Origin of the sequence: Micromonospora sp. NPDC048169 (assembly GCF_040652815.1) — a bacterium.
Lineage (GTDB): Bacteria > Actinomycetota > Actinomycetes > Mycobacteriales > Micromonosporaceae > Micromonospora.
The window spans coordinates 1,381-17,994 of sequence record NZ_JBEZMS010000027.1 but is presented as its reverse complement, the minus strand read 5'-3'; the positions used below and the strand labels follow the sequence as shown (position 1 = coordinate 17,994).

Sequence of the window (16,614 nt, the reverse complement as noted above, 5' to 3'; positions counted from 1 at the left end):
GGGGCCGGTGGCGACCCTCTCCGGCCCGGCGCGACGGCCCTCTCCGGCCCGGCGCGGCGACCCGGCACGGCGGCCCGGACGGTCCGGTTCAGCCGGCGGGGATCTCGGTGGACGCCGGGGCCGGCTGTGCGGGGATCCGCGCACCGGCGGCACGTGGGCCCTCCGGCGCCTCCTCGCCTGCGGAGTCCCGCCCGGCCGGCTTCCCGGTCTCCCCCGGGCCGTCGCCCGCCCCGGCCGCGCCGTCGGCAGCCGCCCGGTCGCCGCCGGAACCGTCACCGGCCGCGCCGCCACCGCCCGGCCCGCCGCCCGGTGGGACCGCGCCCGTCTCCCCGCCGGGACGCCCGCTGTCGGGCACCGTACGGTCGGTGGAGTGGTCCAGCACCCGCAGCGCGGCGAGGGCCGCCATCGGCACCACGAGCGCCGCCGCCGCGCCGGCCACGTCCAGCGCCCGCCCGCCGAGTACGCCGCCCAGCCCGACGGCCACGCCGGTGCCGGCCATCGCCGCCCGGATCGCCGGGTAGATGCCGAACAGCCGCATCAGCCCGCCCCACGGCTGCAGCAGCGCTAGCCAGACCAGCGCGGCCCCGGCCAGGGCCAGCACTGTCAGCGGGCTGTTCACCAGCGTCTGGAAGTTGGAGCTGCCGGACCGGTGCACGGTGAGCCCGCCGGTGCCGTCGCCGAGCGCGGCAAGGAACCGGCCCAGGCTGCCCCGCTCGGCCGCCGGGCGACCGAGGTCGACCAGGGCGAAGCCGACGGTGACCGCGAGCGCGGCCATCGTCGCCCAGGCCAGCCGGCTCACGGTGAGCCAGCCGCCGGTGCAGATGGCGGCCGCGACGCTCACCCCGGCGGTGAGCGCGATGGCCCCGATCGAGTCGGCGCCCAGGTACGGGCTGCCCACTATCACGACGGCCAGGCCGCCGACGGTCACCATCACCATCGGCCGCCAGCCCTTGCGGAACCGCTGGGCGAGCCAGCCGCCGCTCAGCAGCGCCCCGGCGATGAACACGCCCAGCCCGACGGTGCCGAGACCGGCGTACCGGCCGCCCTCCAGCGCCGAGTAGCCGACCACGCCGTTGAGCTGCAACCGGGAGCCGGTGAGCACGTCCACACCCACGACGAGCGTGGCCAGCCCGGCGACGGCGCCGAGCGGGCCGAGCGTGCGCTCGTGGCCGGGAGTGAACCGGACCAGGGCCGTGCCGCCGACGATGAGCAGCGCGGTCACCGACGCGTACCACAGGCCGGCGTGGTCCCCCCGCCACCAGGGCACGGCGTCGGCGAGCAGCGCCGCGGGCACTGCCAGCGCGACCGCGATCAGCAGCAGCTCCACCACTGCGACGATCCGCCGGGACACCGGTTCCGGCCCGTGCGGTCCGGCGTGCCGGCGGGCCCGGCGCAGCAGCGGCAGCACCGCCACCGCGAGGGCGAGCTGGGCGGCGGCGAGCAGCGTGAAGAACCAGCCGGCGACGCGGCGCTGGGCGGCGGCCTCCCGGTCCGCGTCGGCGGGCGCCTCGATCGCGGCCCGCAGGTCGTCCGGCCGGTCGTCGACGGTCACCGCCGGCCGGCCGAGGAACGCCCGGTCCGGCATCGGCTTGTCGAGCACCGCGAGCACCGTCGGGGCCAGGTCGATCAGTTGCAGGTAGCCGGACCGGGCGGTGCTCGGCGAGGTCAGCCAGCCACCCTCCCAGCCGGGGCCGTCGGCGACCGCCACGTGCAGCCGCGCCGGGTAGTCGGTGTCGGACACGCCCGCGACGAGCACCAGCGAGCGCGGCGGCCGGGCGGCCAGCACCCGGGCCAGCCGGGCGTCGGCCTGCCGCGCCTGAACGGCCCGTACGGCTCGGTCGTCGTCGTCGACGGTGCCGATGTCGACGATGCTCAGCACGCAGGAGCCGAGCAGTTCCGCCGGGTCCTCGGGCAGCGTGGGGGCGTACCTGTCGACCCGCCCGAACGGGCGGGCGGCGGCCACCGCGGCGCCCGGCCCGACCGCCACCGAGCAGCGCACCGACTCGGCCAGCGCGCCGGGCGTGGCGCCCCAGGAGAGCTGGTCCTGGTTGTGCGCCACCGCGCCGGCCTGGTCGGGCAGGTTCGCGCCGATGCCGTCGGGCCGCTCGACGGTGACCGAGGTGGCCGGGCAGCCGCCACCCGGGCGGGCGCCGGGCCACGCCGCGTAGTTCCCCGCGCCGAGCGTGAGCCACCCGTCGACCGGGCAGGTGGGACGGTGCGCGGAGCGCACCGAGAGCGACCCGATCGCGCCCTGCTCGGCCATCCGCCACAGCGTCGGCGTGTTCTCCGGGTCGACGTCGTCCCACCGCAGGCCCGCCGCGCCGACGAGCACCACGAAGTCGGCGCCGGGCCGGGACGCGCCGTCGTCCGGACGGGCGGAGAGCGCGGTGATGCCCAGCGCCACCACGATCAGGGTCAGCAGGACCGGGGTCAGTCTGCGCAGCATCAGCGGTTCCCGGTCGACAGCTGGGGCGTCAGCTCGGCGTAGAGGCCGGCGAGCGCGGCCACGGTGTCCGCCTCGGTGGGCCAGGTAGCGGCCCGCGCCATCCCACGGCGGCCCAGTTCGGCCCGGCGTACGGGGTCGTCGAGCAGGTCGCGCACCGCCGCGTCGACGGCGTCCACGTCACCGGGCGGCACCAGCACGGCGGCGTCGCCGACCAGGTCCGGCAGCCCGCCGACGGCGGTCGCGACGAGCGGCACGCCCGCCCGCAGCGCCTCCTGCGCGAACAACTGTCGGGCCTCCCAGTCGCTGGTCACCACGGCGAGGTCGGTACCGGCCAGCAGGTCCGCCACGTCGGTGCGGTGCCCGAGCAGCGTCACCGGCGCGCGGGCGGCCGAGATCCGGGCGGCCAGCGGCAGGTACGCCGGACCGCTGCCGGCGATCACCACGAGCGGGGCGGGGGTGCGGGTGCGCCAGCGGGCGGCGGCGTCGATCAGCACGTCGTACCGCTTCTGCGGGTGCAGTCGACCCACTGACAGGATCAGCTCACGGTCGGCGGCGACGCCGAACTCGGCGCGTACCGCGGTGCGGCGGCGACGCGGCGCGGGCAGCACCGGCGCGGCGACCGGGGCCAGGCGGGCGTCGGCGGCGCCGAGCGCGGCGGCGCGGTCGACCAGGTCGGCGGAGGCGCCCAGGGCGACCCGCACGGACCGGGCGACGACCCGCTCGACCAGCCGGGACACCGCGCCGCGCAGGCCACCGGCGAGGACCGCGTTGTGCCAGGTGACGACCAGCGGCGCGGCGGGGCGGGCGAGCGCGGCGACCAGGCCGGCGCGCAGCCCGTGCGCGTGCACCACGTCGACAGGTGTGTCCGCGAGCGCCCGGCGCAGCGCGGTGACCGCGCGCGCGTCGCCCGGCGTGGGGCTGGCCGGGATCTCCACCGGCGCGAACCGGGCCCCGGCGGCGGTGAAGTCGAACTGTTCCTCGGTGGCGGCCGGGCCGCAGACCAGCACGGACGCGCCGGCCTCGGTCAGCCCCCGGCTGACCGAGCGCACGTGCTGCCCGACCCCGCCGGTGCTGGAGGCGAGCACCAGGGCCACCGACCCGGGCCAGCGCGGTGCCGGCGAGGCGTCCGTCATGAGGAAACGGTCTCCCTTCCGTCACCCCGCTCGCCGGGGTGCTGCTGCGCCGGCGGGCCGTCGTCCCCGCCGGCCGGGCGTCGCCGGCGTAGCCGGCGGGTCACGGCCGCGAGCAGCGGCCGCAGGTCGCGGGCGTCGGTCAGCCAGGCGACGGCCAGGAACAGGACACCGACCACGACCCCGGACAGCATGCCCTGCGCGAGCGCCCGCGGTGTCGTCGGGGTGCCGTCGCCGAGCCCGGCGAGTCCCGCCGCGACGGCCGTCCCGCCGGCCGCCGCGACGACGGCGGCGAGCAGCCCGGCGGCGCCGGCCCGGCCCGCACCGGCGAGCGCCCCGCCACCGGCGGCCCGCCGGACCGCGACGAGCAGCAGCACGCCGAGCAGCAGCATCCCGGCGGAGCTCGCCAGCGTCACCGCGAGCACCCGGTCGGCGAGCGGGAGCGCCTGGGCGGCGAGGACGGCGAGCGCGGGCACGCTGAGCCAGCCGAGCGCGGTGGCGACCGTGGCCCGGCGCGTCTCGCCGCGCGCGTACAGGGCGCGGGTGAGGACCGCGAACAGGCCGTAGCCGACGAGGCCGGGCGCGAACCCGGCGATCGCGGCCGCCGCGGTACGCGCGTCGAGCGGGTCGGCGAAGAAGAAGTGCCCGACCGGAATGGCGGTGCCGACCAGCGCGGCGGCGCCGAGCAGGCTGAGCAGCACGACGCCGCGTACCGCCGGGGCCAGCGTCTCCCGGTAGGCACGCTCGTCGCCGGTGGCCCGGGCCGCCACGAGCGTCGGGTACGCGGCCACCGCCAGCGGCACCGCCAGCACCGCCCAGGGCAGGAAGTAGACGGTCTGGGCCAGGTTGTAGACGCCGACGTCGGCGGTCCGGCCGTAGGTGACCTGGTTGAGCGCGACCACCAGCGCGATCTGCTGCGCGGTCACGGTGACCACCCCGGCGACCGCCAGACCGCCGACCCGGGCCCGTGCGTCGGCCGGGAACCGGTAGCCCGGCCGGATCCGCAGCCGCAGCCGGCGCAGCGGGATCAGCAGCGACAGCGAGAGCACCACCACGCCGAGCGTGGTGCCGGCGGACAGCAGGAACTCGCCGCCGCGCCCGGCCTCGCCGATCGTGGCCAGCCGCCCCTCGGTGGCGGTGAAGCCGAGGTAGACGGCGATGACAGTGACGCTGGACAGCAGCGGCGCGATCACCGGCCAGGCGAAGCGGCGGTGCGCCTGGAGCACGCCGGTCAGCACGATGCCCACGCCGTACAGCGGCAGCTGCGGCGCGAACACGCGCAGCATCCGCGCCCCGGACTCCTGCTGGGCCGTGCTGAGACCGTTGCCGATCAGGCCCGGCAGCGGATCGGCGAACACCGCCACCAGCACGGCCAGCGGAACCAGCAGGGTCAAGGTCCAGGTCAGCAGCGCGCCCGTCGTGGCGGCCACCGCCCGCCGGTCACCCGCCTCGACCGCGCCGGCCAGCAGCGGTACGACGAGACTGGCGAGCGCGCCACCGGCGACGATCTCGAAGATGAAGTTCGGGACGTAGTTCGCCACCACGTAGGCGCCGCCGAGGTCGCTGGTGGACAGCGTCCAGGTGAACACGGCGGTCCGGCCGAAGCCGGCGAGCCGGCTGAACACGGTGAGGACGGCGATGAGGGCGGCCGCCCCGGCGACCCGGCCGGCGGCGGCGAGAGGAGCCGGTTTCGTCACGTCAGTCCGAGAGCCGGCCCAGCTCGTCGAGATGCCGCAGCCCGGGCGTGGACGCGATCACCTGGGTGAAGCTGACCTTCTCGCTGGCGGCGGTGAGCGCGGCGAGCACGGCCAGCACCCCGGCCCGGCCCAGTGGCCCGGTACGCGCGGCGAGGCTCACCCCGAGCAGCGCGCCCAGGGCGTTGGCGCCGCTGTCGCCCACCATGACGCGCTCGCCGAGGTCGTCGCCGACCAGTGCCGCCGAGGCGCCGACAGCGCCCGCCGCGACGCCGCCGTACGGGCCGGTGGTCAGCGGCACACCGAGCAGCATGCCGGACTTCAGCGCCCGGCCGGGCCGCAGGTCGAGCAGGTTGACCAGGTTGGCGGTGCCGGCCACCACGCCGGCGCCGAGCAGCACGTCGACCCCGCGGCCGAACGCCCCGGCGCTGCGGCGGCGCGGGTGCGCGGCGACCCGGCGGTCGGCGGCCAGCAGCGCCGCGGCGCCCAGCCCGGCCACGCCCACCCCGGCGACCTTCACCATCCCGGCGGTGATCTGCCCCTCCCGCAGCGCGGCGAGGTGCCCGGCGAAGCCCTTGGCGGCCTTCTGCTCGGGACGGGCGCCGACCACGTCGTCGTAGAGGCCGACAGCGCCCGCGCCGAGCCCGGCGACGAGCGCGGCGGCGCCGGCCGGTGCGCTACCGGCGCCCAGCGCGGCCCCGGTGGCCGCGCCGACGGCCAGGGCCGGACCGGCGGCCAGGGTCACCGTGCGGCCCCGGTAGTTGGTGCGTTCCAGCGCCGGCCCGCCCGGCGACGTGCGCGTCTGGCGCAGCACGTAGCGGGCGGCCAGTGCGCCCGCGCCCACGGCCAGCAGCCGACCCAGTCTCACGGGACCTCCTCGATCCGGACTTCGAACGCGACGCGGCACGGACCGGGCGGCCCGGAGCGGTCACCGGGGCAGTGTAGGCACCCGGGTGGCGGCGTTGTCGCCCACGCCGTACTGGCCGGTCTTCTTGTCGGTGAGCTGCTCCGCCAGGGCGAGGCTGGTGGCGAGCTGACCCTGCACGGTGTTGGCGTTGTCGACGGTGGAGATGGTCTGCGACAGCACCGGGTCACCGCGGACCACGGAGACGAGGTTCCCGCCGGTCGAGCCCATGCCGGCCACCACCAGCGCGCCGGCCCGGTCGAACTGCTCGGCGATCTTCACCACCGACTCGTCCTTCTTCGCCGAGTCCTTGTCCACGTACGGCTGGCCGGTGACCATCACCACCGCCTCGGCGGCGGTGGAGATCCGGTCCGCCGGGGTGAGGTACCCGGCGGTGGCGTACTGCTCCAGCACGGCACGCCGGTCGGCCTCGCTGACCGGCGGGCTTCCGGCCGGACGGTCGACGAGCACGTTGGCCAGCAGCGCGCTGGATGTCTCCACGCCGTGCCCGTTGCCGGGCAGGTTGCCGGTCGGCGCGCTGTTCGGCCGGGCCGCGGTGACCGCCAGTTCCAGCAGGTTGTTGTTGCTGTCCGGGTTGACGAACTTGTCCTGGACGTTGATCCGTCCGGTGATGTCGGCGCCGGCGGTCTGGAGCATCTTCACCACGCCGTCGGCCTGGTCGCGGCCGGTCGGCAGGGTGAGCACCAGCACCCGGCGGCTGGTCAGCTTGCCGGGCAGGACGAGCTGGGCCATCTCGCCGGCGAAGTCCTCCTCGGTCTCCAACTGCTTCTGCATGCTGTTCACCGACTGGCGCATCAGCGAGTTGTCCTTACGCAGGCCGTTCACCTGCTCCCGGAGCGAGTCGGCGACCGGCCCGTTGAGGGCGGCCGTGCCGACCACCAGGCCGATCGCCAGTGCCAGGAACACCGCGGTCAGGGACACCACGTGGTAACGAAAGTTGATCACGCTTGCAGCCTCTTGATCGTCGGGAGGGCTAGAAGAGCTGGCCGAGTTGGAACACGAAATTGTCCCACCATTCGGAGACCACGCCCAGATACGCCTTCCCGACGGTGGAGACCGCCACGGCGGAGGCCATGGCGGCCAGCGCCGACAGGACCAGCAGCAGCAGCGACGACCCGGAGATGCTCTGCCGGTAGAGCCGGCTGACGCCCTTGGCGTCGACCAGCTTGCCGCCCACCTTGAGCCGGGTCAGGAACGTCGACGCCATGCCCCCGCGTCCCTTGTCCAGGAACTCGACGAGGGTGGCGTGGGTGCCCACCGCCACCAGGAGCGAGGCGCCCTTCTCATCGGCCAGCAGCATGGCCAGGTCCTCGCTGGTGGCCGCCGCCGGGAAGGTGATCGCCGGCACGCCGAGCCCGTTGACCCGGGCCAGACCGGGCGCCCGCCCGTCCGGGTAGGCGTGCACGATCACCTCGGCGCCGCAGCGCAGCACGTCGTCGGTGACCGAGTCCATGTCCCCGATGATCATGTCAGGCGTGTAGCCCGCCTCGACCAGCGCGTCGGCCCCGCCGTCCACGCCGATCAGCACCGGCTTGAACTCCCTGATGTACGGGCGCAGCACGTCCAGGTCGGCCTTGTAGTCGTAGCCGCGCACCACGATCAGGCAGTGCCGGCCCTGGATCTGGGTCTGGATCTCCGGCACGCCGACGCCGTCGAGCAGCAGGTCGCGTTCCTGCCGCAGGTAGTCCATCGTGTTGGCGGCGAACGCCTCCAACTGCACCGACAGGCCCTCCCGGGCGTCGGCCATCGACTTGGCCACGGTCTCGGCGTCCTGCAGTGAGCCGTGCGCGACCGGCTCCTCGCCGGCGAAGACGGTGTTGCCCTCGATGCGGATTCGGTCGCCCTCGCGGACCTGCTCGAAGACGCCCTCGCCGAGATCGTCCAGCAGCGGGATGCCGGCCGAGACCAACACCTCGGGCCCGAGGTTCGGATAGCGGCCGGAGACCGACGGCTTCGCGTTCAGCACCGCCGCCACACCCACCGCGACGAGCGAGTCGGCCGCCACCCGGTCCAGGTCGACATGGTCGATGACCGCGATGTCGCCGGGCCGCAGCCGCCCGACCAGCCGTTTCGTCCGGCGGTCCAGGCGCGCGGTGCCGACGATGGAGCCCGGCTCCGGGTTCCGGCTCCGGCGCAGTGTGGGTAGACGCATCGTGACCATCCTGGCATGTGAGGCAGGTTTTGCTGTCGCGACATGCCTGAGCAGGGCCGCCTACCCAGGGAAGCACACCGGGACCCGCGCCGGTGTGCTTGCGCTCACAATCGGGGTATCACGGACGCCTTTCCTTGGCCGCCACTGCCAGGAGTTCCTCGGCGTGGGCGATACCCAGATCCGAGTCCGGCAAACCGGCGAGCATCCGGGCCAGTTCGCGGGCGCGCTCGGTGTCCTCCACCACACGCACCCCGCTGGTGGTGACCGCTCCCCCGGTGTCCTTGGCCACCACCAGGTGCCGGTCCGCGAACGCGGCCACCTGCGGCAGGTGCGTGACCACGAGCACCTGGTGGCTGCGGGCCAGCCGGGCCAGCCGGCGACCGATCTCCACCGCGGCCTGGCCGCCGACCCCCGCGTCGACCTCGTCGAACACCAGCGTGGGCGGGCCACCGGAACCGGCGAAGACCACCTCGATGGCGAGCATCACCCGGGACAGCTCGCCGCCGGAGGCGCCCTTCTGCAACGGCAGCGCCGGTGCGCCCGGGTGCGCCAGCAACCGCAGCTCCACCTCGTCGGCGCCGTCCGCGCCGACGCCGGTCTCGACGCCGTTGACCGGCAGGCTCGGCTCGGACCGGCCCGCCGGGCGCGGCAGCACCGCCACCTCGATGCGGGCGTGCGGCATGGCCAGCCCGGCCAGCTCGACGGTCACCTCCTCGGCGAAGCGGACCGCTGCCTCCCGCCGGGACGCCGACAGCCGGCCGGCGAGGTCGGCCACCTCACCGGCGAGCCGGGTCGCCTCGCGGTCCAGCTCGTCCAGCAACTCGTCGGAGGTGTCCAGATCGGACAGCCGGGTCCGCGCCCGCTCGGCCCACGCCACCACGCCGTCGACGTCGTCGGCGTACTTGCGGGTCAGCCCGCGCAGCGCGGCCCGCCGCTCGTAGACGGTCTGCAGGCGGGCCGGGTCGGCGTCCAGCGCGGCCAGATAGGCCGACAGCTCCGCTGACACGTCGGTGACGAGCGTGGCCGCCTCCTCCAGCCGGGCCGCCAGCTCACCCAGCGCCGGGTCGGTGCCGGCCTGCGCCTCGAGGGTGCGCCGCGCGGTGCCGAGCAGCGCGCTCGCGTCCGGCGTCTCGTCGGCCGGCTCCACGCCACCGGCCACGCACTGCTGCGCCACCTGCGCGGCGGTGCGCAGCCCCTCGGCGTGCTCCAGCCGCTGCGCCTCGGCCTTCAGCTCCTCGTCCTCCCCCGGCTGCGGGTCGACCCGGGTGATCTCGTCCAGGCCCAGGCGCAGCAGGTCGGCCTCCTGGTTGCGCTCCCGGGCGTTGCGCCGCCGGTCGGCCAGGTCATCGACGACTGTGCGCCACCTGGCGTACGTCTCGCGCAGCGCGTCGAGCAGCTTCTCGTGCTCCGGCCCGGCGAACCGGTCGAGCGAGGCGCGCTGCTCGGCCGGGCGCAGCAGGCGCAGCTGGTCGGACTGGCCGTGCACGGCCAGCACCTGCTCGCCGACCTCGCCGAGCGTGGCCACCGGCATGGCGCGACCGCCCAGGTGCGCGCGCGAGCGGCCCTCGATGGTGACGGTGCGGCTGAGCAGCAGCGCGCCGTCCTCGTCGGGCTCGCCACCGGCGTCGAGGATCCGGGCGTGCACCGACTCGGCCACCCGGCCGCCCAGCCGCAGCCGGCCCTCCACGACCGCGCGGCCCGGCTGGGCGCGCACCCGGCCGGCGTCGGCGCGGCCGCCGAAGAGCAGGCCGAGGCCGGTCACCACCATGGTCTTGCCGGCGCCGGTCTCGCCGGTGATGACGTTCATCCCCGCGGCCAGCGGCAGCGTGGTGTCCTCGATGACGCCCAGTCCGGTGATGCGCAGCTCTTCCAGCACAGCACCCGACAGTAGCCCCGCCGTGTGACAGTTGACCAGCCGCCCGGGCGGGGCGCGGGCACCCGTACGGTTCAGCCCGTGCCGATGCGGCGCCTCCCGCGGCGACGTCCACAGTGCGCCCAGGTCGTCCTTGTCGGCCCGGCGCCGGGTCACCGGGACGCCGCATCGGCGCCAGGTCGACACGGGCACGACGGAGTGGGGCCGGGACGCCGGAGACCGCGTCGCCCAGTTCGCGTGCCGCCGCTTCCTCCGGCGGCGGCCCTGCGACCTGTCGGCCCGGCCGGGGTCGACACCCGACCGGACTCGGCGTGCCGGTCCGCCCGCCGCGGGCCGGCTGCGACGCTCCGGCGTCCCGACCGTCGCGGTCCCGACCACCCCCTGGCCGAGCCCGCGACAGACGGGCCGCATCCGGGAAACGACGGGCCTCACCGCCGCGCCCGGACTCACCTCTTCGCGGCCCGTACGCCCACCGTAACGCGCGCGAGCGCCGGGGCCGGTGGGCCGAACGGAGAATTTCCGCTGAGCCGCTGGTCAGCGGCGGTTGCCCCGCCAGCCCTGCACGGGCAGGTCGAACTTGGCCACCAGCCGGTCGGTGAACGGGCGGGCCCGCAGCCGCACGATGCGCACCGGCAGCGTGCCCCGGCGCACCGTGACCCGGGCGCCGGGCGGCAGGTCGTAGACGCGCCGGCCGTCACAGCAGAGCACCGCCAGGGTGGTGAACGGGTCGACGGTGATGACGAACGTCGACGTCGGCGCGGTCACCAGCGGGCGGCTGAACAACGCGTGCGCGCTGATCGGCACCAGCAGCAGCGCCTCCACCTCGGGCCAGACCACCGGCCCGCCGCCGGAGAACGCGTACGCGGTCGAGCCGGTCGGGGTCGCGCAGATCACGCCGTCGCAGCCGTACCGGGACAGCGGCCGGCCGTCCACGTCCACGAGCAGCTCCAGCATCTGGGCGCGCTCGCCCTTCTCCACACTGATCTCGTTGAGCGCCCACGACTCGATTGTCGGCCCGCCCTCGAACTCGGCGGTGACGTCGAGGGTGAGCCGCTCGTCCACCGTGTAGTTGCGGTCGACCACGTCGCGTACGGCGGTGTCCAGGTCGTCGATCTCCGCCTCGGCGAGGAAGCCGACCTTGCCCAGGTTGATGCCGAGCAGCGGCACCTTGGCCGGTCGGGCCAGCTCGGCGGCGCGCAGGAACGTGCCGTCCCCGCCGAGCGCGAACACGATCTCGGCGCCCTCGGCGGCCTCCGGGCCGGTCACCGGCACCACGCCCGGCAGGTCCAGGTCGTCGGCCTCCTCGGCCACCACCCGCACCTCGAAACCGGCGGCGATCAGGTCGGCGGCCACCGCGCGGGCGTGCTCGGTGCTGCGTCGACGGCCGGTGTGCGTGACCAGCAGCGCGGTACGGCTCACCCGGACACCTCCTCGGTCGTGGCCGCCGTCGCGGCGGCGCCCTGCGGGCCGGCGGCCACCACCGCGCGGACCCGCTCCGGGTCCGCGGCGGGCGCGTCCCCGCGCAACCATACGAAGAACTCGACGTTGCCGCTCGGGCCGGGCAGCGGGCTGGCCGCCACGCCGGCCAGGCCGAGGCCGAGGCCGGCGGCCGTCGCGGCCACGTCGAGCACCGCCTCGGCCCGCAGCGCCGGATCACGGACCACGCCGCCAGCGCCGACGCGCTCCTTGCCGACCTCGAACTGCGGCTTGACCATCAGCGCCAGATCACCGCCGGGGCCGGTGCACGCGGCCAGCGCGGGCAGCACCAGCCGCAGTGAGATGAACGACAGGTCGGCCACCGTCAGGTCGACCGGGCCGCCGATCGCCTCCGGCGTGAGGGTACGCACGTTGGTGCGCTCGAACACCCGGACCCGCTCGTCGGTCCGCAGCGACCAGGCGAGCTGCCCGTAGCCGACGTCCACGGCGACCACCTCGGCGGCGCCGCCGCGCAGCAGCACGTCGGTGAAACCGCCCGTCGACGCGCCGGCGTCCAGGCAGCGCCGGCCGGTGACGGTCAGCCCGCCGGGGGCGAACGCGGCGAGTGCGCCGGCCAGCTTGTGGCCGCCCCGGGAGACGTATGCGTCGGCCGGGTCCTCGCCGGTGACCAGCAGTGGATCGGCCGGGTCGACCATCGCGGCGGCCTTGCGCGCCTGCACTCCGCGCAGCTGCACGCGACCGGCCTCCACGAGCGCGGCGGCCTGTTCCCGGGAGCGGGCCAGCCCGCGCCGGACCAGTTCGGCGTCCAGCCGGGTACGACGAGCCATCAGGTGTGTCTCCGCCTCTGCTCAGGCCTGGTCGATGGTGGCGAGGGTCTCGCGCAGCGTCTCGTACGCCGCCTCGTACTGGGCGATCTGGTCGGCCGGGGCGAGCGCCTCGGCGTTGGCCATGCCGAGCACCGCGGCGTCGACCGCCGGGTGCCGGGCCTCGCCGACCTCCTCGACCGGCGCGGGCCGTACCCCCGGGGGTGGCCCGGGCCGCGGGCCCGGCTGCGGGCCGGGCCGGGGCGCGGTCACGACCCGGCCGCCCGGCGCCCGGTGGCCTTCTTCGCCGGCCGGGCGGGCGCGGTGGGCGAATCGTCGGCGGGGGTACGGGCCACGGTGGCCGGCGGCTTCTTCGCGATCGCCTTCTTGGCCACCGTCTTCTTCGCCACCGCCTTCGTCGGAGTCGTCGCGGGGGCCTTCGTCGGCGTCGTCGCCGGGGAGGACGCGGCGGGCGAGCCCGTCTTCGCCGGCGGCTCGGTCCCGGCCGGTGCTGCCTCGGACGACTCAGCGTGCGCGGGCCCGGTCTGCGGAGAGGCAGCCGCCCCCGACGGCGCGGTGGCGGGGGCGGACGGGGTGGCGGGCGCCGTCTCGCCCGGCCCGAGGTGGCCGCGCGCCTCACGCAACTGCCGCTCCAGGTCGTGCACCCGGCGGGTCAGCTCGGCGACCTCGTCGGCGGTGGCCAGCCCGACCGCGCCCAGTGCCCGGTCCACCTCGAAGCGGACCAGCTTGGTCAGCGACTCCCGGTTCGCCAGGCCGGTCGCCACCAGTTCCTCGGCGAGCGTCTGGATCTGGGCGGCGGTCGCGCCGCCCTGGCCGACGACGCGCATGACCGCGTCCTGTGCCTTCTTCCGGGGCGCCTCCGTCAGGCCCATGGCCAGCTCGAGGTAGGCGCGCCACGCGTCCTGCATGCCTGAGTCCTTCCGCGGGGCGAGGTGTGCAGGTGCCACGCTACCGGGGACCCCGGACGTCCCATTGCGGTACGGTGCCGGGAACGGCGTGGTTCGTGGTGAGGAGACGATGTGGCCAGCGTGGACGAGTGCCGGCAGGCGTTGCAGGACCTGGCCGCGCGGCTGGACCGCAACGCCGAGGCGCAGGGGCGCATCGACCTGGACCGCACCCTGGCCTGCCGGATCACCGACCTCGGCACCGCGTTCCACGGGCGGCTGGAGGGTGGCCGGCTGGTCGACCTCGCCGACGGCGACGACCCGAAGGCGAAGATCGCGCTGACCACCGGCAGCGACGACCTCGTCGCGCTGGTGCACGGCCGGCTCGACGTGATGTCGGCGGTGGCCTCCCGCCGGGTCTCGATCAAGGCGAACCCGTTCGACCTGATGAAGCTCCGCAAGCTGCTCTGAGCGGCCGGCGCCTCAGCCGTCGAGGCCGAACGCGGCGAGCGCCTCGGCCGCCGCCGGGGACTGCGCCCGCACGCACGGCCCGGCCGCCGTCGACCAGGCCACCCCGCACAGCGCGGCGAGGGCCGCCAGCGGCGGTCCCGCGCCGTCGAGCACGAGATCCCCGCCGGACTCCGTCACCGCCCAGCCGCCCGCGTTCTCCGGGCCCGGCACGGCCACCACAGCGGCCGGGTCGAACAGACCCGCCAGGTCGAACGAGACGTACGCGGGGCGACGCTCCTGCGGCGTGGCCAGCAACTCGGCGGCGTCGCTGACACCGGTGAGCACCAGCAGGCTGTCCAGCCCGGCCCGGCGGGCGCCCTCGATGTCGGTGTCCAGCCGGTCGCCCACCACGAGGGTGCGCCCGGCCCCGGCCCGCCGCGCGGCGGTGGTGAACAGCGCCGGCTCCGGCTTGCCCACCACCACGTCGGGGTCGCGGCCCAGCGCGGTACGCAGCACCGCGACGAGCGAGCCGTTGCCCGGCAGCGGGCCGCGCGGGCTGGGCAGCGTGCGGTCGGTGTTCGTGGCGTACCAGGGCGCGCCCGCGCGTACCGCGAGGGACGCCTCGGCCAGGTCGGACCAGCCGACCTGCGGGCCGTAGCCCTGTGCCACCGCGGCGGGCTCCTCGTCGGCAGTGGACACCGGCCGCAGGCCCACCGCGCGCAGCTCGGCGCGCAGCGCCTCCGCGCCGACCACGAGCACTGGCGCACCTTCGGGCAGCCGGTCGCGGAGCAGTTCGGCGGTGGCGGCCGCGGAGGTGAGCACCTCCGCCGGCTCGGCCGGAACGCCCATGCCGGTGAGCAGGTCGGCCACCTCGCTGGAGCGGCGGGAGGCGTTGTTCGTCGCGTACGCGACCGCGCGCCCCTCGGCGTGCAGCCGGCCGACCGCCTCGACCGCGCCGGGGATGGGCCGGTCGATCAGGTAGATCACGCCGTCGAGGTCGAAGACCACGAGCGAGTACGCGTCAACCAGCCGACCGCCCGCCCCGGCGCGGTCGGGTTCTCCCCGATCCGCGCCGGAGGCGGTGTCACCGGCGTACCCGGTCATCGGCGCTCCGCCGCCTCGCCCTCGCCGCCCGTGGCGTCACTCGGCGCGGGCCGGCCGGCCTCGTCCGCCGGGGCGACGTCGGCCGCCGGGCCGTCGCCGGTCACGCCGGTGTCCGGCGTGGTCGTGGCCGGCGTGGTCGGTGCCTCGGCGGTGGCCGCCGTGGTGCCGGCCGCGAGCGAGCCGGCCTCGGCGTCGGTCAGCTCGTCGTCGTCCAGATCGCCGGCGTCCCGGTCCCGGTAGCCGGCCCGCGCCGCGTCCCCGCCCGCACCCGAGGCGGAGTCGTCCTCGCTCAGCCGCGCGTCGTCATCCCGGTCGTCGTCATCCTCGTCGTCGTCGAGGTCGTCGTCATCGTCATCATCGTCGTCGTCGTCGTCGTCGTCGAGGTCATCGTCGTCGTCGTCGTCGTCGTCGAGGTCATCCTCGTCGTCGTCATTGTCGCGGGCGGCCCCGGCCGACGGCTCGGACGCGTCCGCGTCGTCCTCCGGCTCGTCGTCGCCCTCGATGACCACGCCGTCCAGCTCCAGCAGCCGCTCGGCGGCGTCGGTCTCACCCTCGGAGTCGACGTCGGCGGCCCGGGAGAACCACTCCCGCGCCTCCTCGCGCCGGCCCACCGCCAGCAGGGCGTCCGCGTACGCGTAGCGCAGCCGCGCCGCCCACGGCTCGGTCGAGTCGCCGGTCAGCTCGCGGACCTGGAGCATCGCCACCGCGGCGTCCTTCTGCCCGAGGTCGCCACGCGCCCCGGCAGCCACGATCAGCAGCTCGATCGCGACGGCCTGGTCGAGCTTGTCGCGGTCGGCGCCGCGGAACAGGTCGATGGCCCGCTCCGGCCGGCCCAGCGCCCGCTCGCAGTCGGCCAGCACCGCCAGGTGGCTCTGCAGCCCGCTCATCCGGTGGTACGTCCGCAGCTCGGCGATGGCGGTCTGCCATTCACCGGCGTGGTACGCGGCCAGTCCGACGGCCTCCCGCACGGCGGCGATCCGCGAGGCGAGCCGGCGGGCCGCCATGGCGTGCGCCAGCGCCAGCTGCGGGTCCTCGTCGATCAGCAGACCGGTCGCGACCAGGTGCCGGGCGACGGTCTCCGCCACCGGCTTGGCGAGGGAGAGCAGCTCCGCCCGCACGGCCGAGTCGAGGTCGCTCGCGACGACGTCGTCCGGCAGCTCCGGCGCCTCGCCGGTACGCCCCTCGCCCCGCTCGTCCCGGCGCTCCCGCTGCGGGCCGTAGTTGCCACGGCGGTCGTCGCCACCCGGCCGGTCGCCGTAGCCACGGCGCTCACCGTCGCGCTCGCCCCGGAAGCCGCCCGGCCGCCGGTCGTCGCGACGATCGTCGCGCCGGAAGCCACCGTCACGGTCGCCACCACGGAAGCCGCCCTCACGGCGATCGCCTCCCTGGTAACCGCCCTCGCGACGGTCGCCGCCGGCGTAGCTCTCCCGGCGGTTGTCGCCTCCCTGGTAACCGCCTTCGCGACGGTCGCCGCCCCGGAAGCCGCCCTCACGGGCACCACCCTCGCGACGGTCACCGCCCCGGAAACCACCGTCACGGGCGCCGCTCTCGCGACGGTCACCGCCCCGGAAGCCGCCCTCACGGGCACCACCCTCACGGCGGTCACCGCCCCGGAAACCACCGTCACGGGCGCCGCTCTCGCGACGGTCACCGCCCCGGAAGCCGCCCTCACGGGCACCACCCTCACGGCGGTCA

The 16,614-nt window shown here is 76.1% G+C and carries 14 protein-coding genes; 1 reads left to right on the top strand and 13 read right to left on the bottom strand.

What is annotated here, in order from left to right; all coding sequences use genetic code 11:
- Nucleotides 1–88 precede the first annotated feature (88 nt).
- From AB0D28_RS21605 to AB0D28_RS21555, 11 genes are all read right to left on the bottom strand, one after another.
- Complete coding sequence (locus AB0D28_RS21605) at nucleotides 89–2,446, bottom strand: hypothetical protein (protein ID WP_357388310.1); 2,358 nt, start codon at nucleotides 2,444–2,446, stop codon at nucleotides 89–91.
- Nucleotides 2,446–3,579: a glycosyltransferase family 4 protein gene (locus AB0D28_RS21600; RefSeq protein WP_357388308.1), complete on the bottom strand. Its 1,134-nt coding sequence runs from the start codon at nucleotides 3,577–3,579 to the stop codon at nucleotides 2,446–2,448. Before AB0D28_RS21600 ends, AB0D28_RS21605 begins: the two co-directional genes overlap by 1 nt.
- On the bottom strand, nucleotides 3,576–5,273 hold the full coding sequence (locus tag AB0D28_RS21595; RefSeq protein WP_357388306.1) for a lipid II flippase MurJ: 1,698 nt from the start codon (nucleotides 5,271–5,273) through the stop codon (nucleotides 3,576–3,578). Before AB0D28_RS21595 ends, AB0D28_RS21600 begins: the two co-directional genes overlap by 4 nt.
- Nucleotide 5,274: 1 nt before the next feature.
- Nucleotides 5,275–6,138 (bottom strand): hypothetical protein, encoded by an 864-nt coding sequence (locus AB0D28_RS21590; protein ID WP_357388304.1) that lies wholly within the window; start codon nucleotides 6,136–6,138, stop codon nucleotides 5,275–5,277.
- 60 nt (nucleotides 6,139–6,198) lie between these two features.
- Nucleotides 6,199–7,140, bottom strand: a complete 942-nt coding sequence (locus AB0D28_RS21585) for a copper transporter (protein WP_357388302.1) — start codon at nucleotides 7,138–7,140, stop codon at nucleotides 6,199–6,201.
- Between the two features lie 28 nt (nucleotides 7,141–7,168).
- Nucleotides 7,169–8,347 carry a putative cytokinetic ring protein SteA gene (gene steA / locus AB0D28_RS21580; protein ID WP_357388300.1) on the bottom strand — a complete coding sequence of 393 codons (1,179 nt, stop codon included), beginning with the start codon at nucleotides 8,345–8,347 and terminating at the stop codon, nucleotides 7,169–7,171.
- Nucleotides 8,348–8,465: 118 nt separating this feature from the next.
- Nucleotides 8,466–10,223 (bottom strand): DNA repair protein RecN, encoded by a 1,758-nt coding sequence (gene recN, locus AB0D28_RS21575; protein WP_357388298.1) that lies wholly within the window; start codon nucleotides 10,221–10,223, stop codon nucleotides 8,466–8,468.
- Between the two features lie 531 nt (nucleotides 10,224–10,754).
- Nucleotides 10,755–11,639: an NAD kinase gene (locus tag AB0D28_RS21570; protein ID WP_013285580.1), complete on the bottom strand. Its 885-nt coding sequence runs from the start codon at nucleotides 11,637–11,639 to the stop codon at nucleotides 10,755–10,757.
- Nucleotides 11,636–12,484 (bottom strand): TlyA family RNA methyltransferase, encoded by an 849-nt coding sequence (locus tag AB0D28_RS21565; protein WP_357388296.1) that lies wholly within the window; start codon nucleotides 12,482–12,484, stop codon nucleotides 11,636–11,638. Before AB0D28_RS21565 ends, AB0D28_RS21570 begins: the two co-directional genes overlap by 4 nt.
- Before the next feature lie 21 nt (nucleotides 12,485–12,505).
- Nucleotides 12,506–12,733 (bottom strand): hypothetical protein, encoded by a 228-nt coding sequence (locus AB0D28_RS21560; protein WP_357388294.1) that lies wholly within the window; start codon nucleotides 12,731–12,733, stop codon nucleotides 12,506–12,508.
- Nucleotides 12,730–13,389, bottom strand: a complete 660-nt coding sequence (locus tag AB0D28_RS21555) for a hypothetical protein (RefSeq protein ID WP_357388292.1) — start codon at nucleotides 13,387–13,389, stop codon at nucleotides 12,730–12,732. Before AB0D28_RS21555 ends, AB0D28_RS21560 begins: the two co-directional genes overlap by 4 nt.
- 111 nt (nucleotides 13,390–13,500) lie before the next feature.
- Between AB0D28_RS21555 and AB0D28_RS21550 the strand changes: the two genes are divergently transcribed.
- The gene (locus AB0D28_RS21550; RefSeq protein WP_357388290.1) at nucleotides 13,501–13,836 is read left to right on the top strand and encodes an SCP2 sterol-binding domain-containing protein; all 336 of its coding nucleotides are present in this window, start codon (nucleotides 13,501–13,503) and stop codon (nucleotides 13,834–13,836) included.
- Nucleotides 13,837–13,848: 12 nt separating this feature from the next.
- Here the strand turns inward: AB0D28_RS21550 and AB0D28_RS21545 are convergent, their stop codons facing one another.
- The gene (locus AB0D28_RS21545) at nucleotides 13,849–14,919 is read right to left on the bottom strand and encodes an HAD-IIA family hydrolase (protein ID WP_357388288.1); all 1,071 of its coding nucleotides are present in this window, start codon (nucleotides 14,917–14,919) and stop codon (nucleotides 13,849–13,851) included.
- Nucleotides 14,916–15,923 carry a Replicase polyprotein 1ab gene (locus tag AB0D28_RS21540; RefSeq protein ID WP_357388404.1) on the bottom strand — a complete coding sequence of 336 codons (1,008 nt, stop codon included), beginning with the start codon at nucleotides 15,921–15,923 and terminating at the stop codon, nucleotides 14,916–14,918. Before AB0D28_RS21540 ends, AB0D28_RS21545 begins: the two co-directional genes overlap by 4 nt.
- Between the last annotated feature and the right edge of the window lie 691 nt (nucleotides 15,924–16,614).

Excerpts from the sequence above, each read along its gene's own strand:
- AB0D28_RS21605 (WP_357388310.1), bottom strand. The coding sequence starts at position 2,446 with ATGCTGCGCAGACTGACCCCGGTCCTGCTGACCCTGATCGTGGTGGCG.
- AB0D28_RS21600 (WP_357388308.1), bottom strand. The coding sequence starts at position 3,579 with ATGACGGACGCCTCGCCGGCACCGCGCTGGCCCGGGTCGGTGGCCCTG.
- steA (WP_357388300.1), bottom strand. The coding sequence starts at position 8,347 with ATGCGTCTACCCACACTGCGCCGGAGCCGGAACCCGGAGCCGGGCTCC.
- AB0D28_RS21565 (WP_357388296.1), bottom strand. The coding sequence starts at position 12,484 with ATGGCTCGTCGTACCCGGCTGGACGCCGAACTGGTCCGGCGCGGGCTG.
- AB0D28_RS21555 (WP_357388292.1), bottom strand. The coding sequence starts at position 13,389 with ATGCAGGACGCGTGGCGCGCCTACCTCGAGCTGGCCATGGGCCTGACG.
- AB0D28_RS21545 (WP_357388288.1), bottom strand. The coding sequence starts at position 14,919 with ATGACCGGGTACGCCGGTGACACCGCCTCCGGCGCGGATCGGGGAGAA.
- AB0D28_RS21540 (WP_357388404.1), bottom strand. The coding sequence starts at position 15,923 with ATGGCGGCCCGCCGGCTCGCCTCGCGGATCGCCGCCGTGCGGGAGGCC.